This is a genomic window from Sphingomonas sp., from assembly GCF_036387595.1.
GTDB lineage: Bacteria > Pseudomonadota > Alphaproteobacteria > Sphingomonadales > Sphingomonadaceae > Sphingomonas.
This window is the reverse complement of sequence record NZ_DASVTL010000070.1, coordinates 1-2,472: the sequence shown is the minus strand read 5'-3', so window position 1 is coordinate 2,472 and position 2,472 is coordinate 1. Positions and strand designations below refer to the sequence as shown.

At 67.0% G+C, this 2,472-nt stretch carries 2 protein-coding genes; one reads left to right on the top strand and one right to left on the bottom strand.

Annotated features, from left to right (window positions below):
* The first annotated feature begins 130 nt into the window (after window positions 1–130).
* Window positions 131–1,750: an amidohydrolase gene (locus tag VF643_RS05915; RefSeq protein ID WP_331042453.1), complete on the top strand. Its 1,620-nt coding sequence runs from the start codon at window positions 131–133 to the stop codon at window positions 1,748–1,750.
* Window positions 1,751–2,250: 500 nt separating this feature from the next.
* Here VF643_RS05915 and VF643_RS05910 read toward each other — a convergent pair.
* Window positions 2,251–2,472 (bottom strand): winged helix-turn-helix domain-containing protein (locus VF643_RS05910; protein ID WP_331042452.1); only part of this gene is annotated, 222 nt, incomplete at its 5' end.

Sequence of the window (2,472 nt, the reverse complement as noted above, 5' to 3'; positions counted from 1 at the left end):
GCGGCGGATACAGGATAGCTAGCCATCGACGGGCGCTAGACCATCTGGCGCGGTGGGGGAACACCGCTTATGCGCTGCCGCTTGGCAGGCTTGGGAGCAGCTCGTGGTGGTTCGTCGGTGGTTCGCTTGCATGCTTTTGCTATTGCCCGCGCCGGCGCTGGCCGATGCCTTAATCGACAACGTCAACGGGATGACCTTGGATAAGGAGCGGAAAGTGATCCGCTTCAACGGCTTGCTGATGTCGCCGGACGGCAAGGTGGTGCGCCTGCTGAGCGCCAAGGACAAGCGGCCCGACAAGCTGGACTGGCGTGCGGACATGAAGGGCAGGGTGCTGTTGCCCGGCTTCGTGGACGCCCACGGCCATGTCGCGGAATTGGGCTTTCGCGCGCTGGAACTCGACCTGTCGGGGACCAAGTCGCTCGACGAGGCGAAGGCAAAGATCCGCGCCTATGTTGCCGCCAATCCGGAGCGCCGCTGGGTCCTCGGCGGCGGCTGGAACCAGGAGACTTGGGGGCTCGGCCGGTTCCCGACCGCGGCGGACCTCGACGCGGTGGTGAGCGACCGCCCGGTATGGCTGTCGCGCGCCGATGGTCATGCGAGCTGGGCCAACACCGCGGCAATGACCGCGGCGGGCGTGTCGGCGAAGAGCGTGTCGCCGCCGGGCGGGCGCATCGAGAAGACCGGCAACGCGCCGTCGGGGGTATTCGTCGATGCCGCGCAGGATCTGGTGCAGAAGGTCGTGCCCCAGCCGCTCGGCAAGGACCGCACCGCCGCGTTCCTGAAGGCGCAATCGATCCTACTCAGCAACGGCATCACCGCGGCCGCGGACATGGGCACCTCGCTCGACGACTGGCTGACCTATCGCCGGGTCGGGGATGCGGGTGCGCTGCGGGTGCGAATCATGAGCTATGCCGCGGGTGTGGACACCGCGATCCGCGTCGGCGGTTCGGGCCCGACCCCGTGGCTCTATGGCGACCGGCTGCGGATGGGCGGGGTGAAGCTGTATGGCGACGGCGCGCTGGGGTCGCGCGGGGCGTGGCTGAAGGCGCCCTATGCCGATGCGCCGGGGCAGAGCGGGGCGGGGTTCATGACCGATGACGTGATCCGCAACCTGATGAGCCGCGCGTCGATGGACGGCTACCAGGTCGCGGTGCATGCGATCGGCGACCGCGGCAACGCGCAGGCGCTGGGTGCGATCGAGGAATTGTCGGAGACCTACAAGGGCGACCGCCGCTGGCGGATCGAGCATGCGCAGATCGTCGACCCGGTCGATCTGCCGCGGTTCGCGCGCAACGGCGTCATCGCGTCGATGCAGCCGACGCACCAGACCAGCGACCGGACGATGGCGGAGGCGCGGCTGGGTGCGGCACGGCTGACCGGCGCCTATGCTTGGGCGACGATGCTGCGGCAGGGTACGCCGCTGGCGTTCGGATCGGACTTTCCGGTCGAGCGCCCAGATCCGTTCGCGGGCTGGGCCGCGGCGTTCACCCGGCAGGATGCGTCGAGCGAGCCGTTCGGCGGCTGGCGTCCCGAGGAGGCGGTGACGCGCGAACAGGCATGGTGGGCGTTCACCGGCGGCGCGGCGTTTGCGGGGTTCGCCGACGATCGGTTCGGGCGATTGGCGCCGGGGCAGCGTGCCGACTTCATCATCGTCGATCGCGACCCGATGCTGGCGTCGCCTTCCGATCTGCGGGCGACCAAGGTCGAGGAGACCTGGGTCGGCGGGCAGAAGGAATATGAGCGGAAATAGCGCTCACGCCGCCGGCAAAAGTCACAAAGGTCTCATCATCACGCGTGCGCGCCTGCGCCTGCGTGTGCGCGCGCGCGCCTGCGAGGGGGGAGGATTATAGCGATGAGAAACAGCGGGGGTTCGGGTTCCGCAGTTTCTCCAACATTGCAATCGCGTTCGGTATCAGGCGGCAGTTGTACTCCCGCGAAGGCGGGAGCCCAGTACTGGGTCCCCGCCTTCGCGGGGACACAAGAGTGGGATGACGTTGCCTCAATCCCCTTCCGTCATCCCCGCGCAGCCGGGGATCCATACTGGCGGGTTTCAGTATGTCAGCCGCAACGCTTGCCAGTCTGGATCCCCGCCTGCGCGGGGATGACGAACAAGGTGGCTGAACCCGCGGCACGTAATCGAACGCTAAGGCGGGAAGTGGTTACCTCGACGTCCGCCCCGCACACAAAAGAAAAGGCCGCGACGCCCCCCGACGTCGCGGCCTTGCTTCGGGTTCTGCCGAAAGGAAGCGATCAGGCGACCTGGACGACCTCTTCGGGTTCGCGCAGCACATAGCCGCGGCCCCAGACCGTCTCGATGTAATTCTCGCCGTTGCATGCCAGGCTGAGCTTCTTGCGCAGCTTGCAGATGAAGACGTCGATGATCTTGAGTTCGGGTTCGTCCATCCCGCCATAGAGATGGTTGAGGAACATTTCCTTGGTGAGCGTCGTGCTCTTGCGGAGCGACAACAGCTC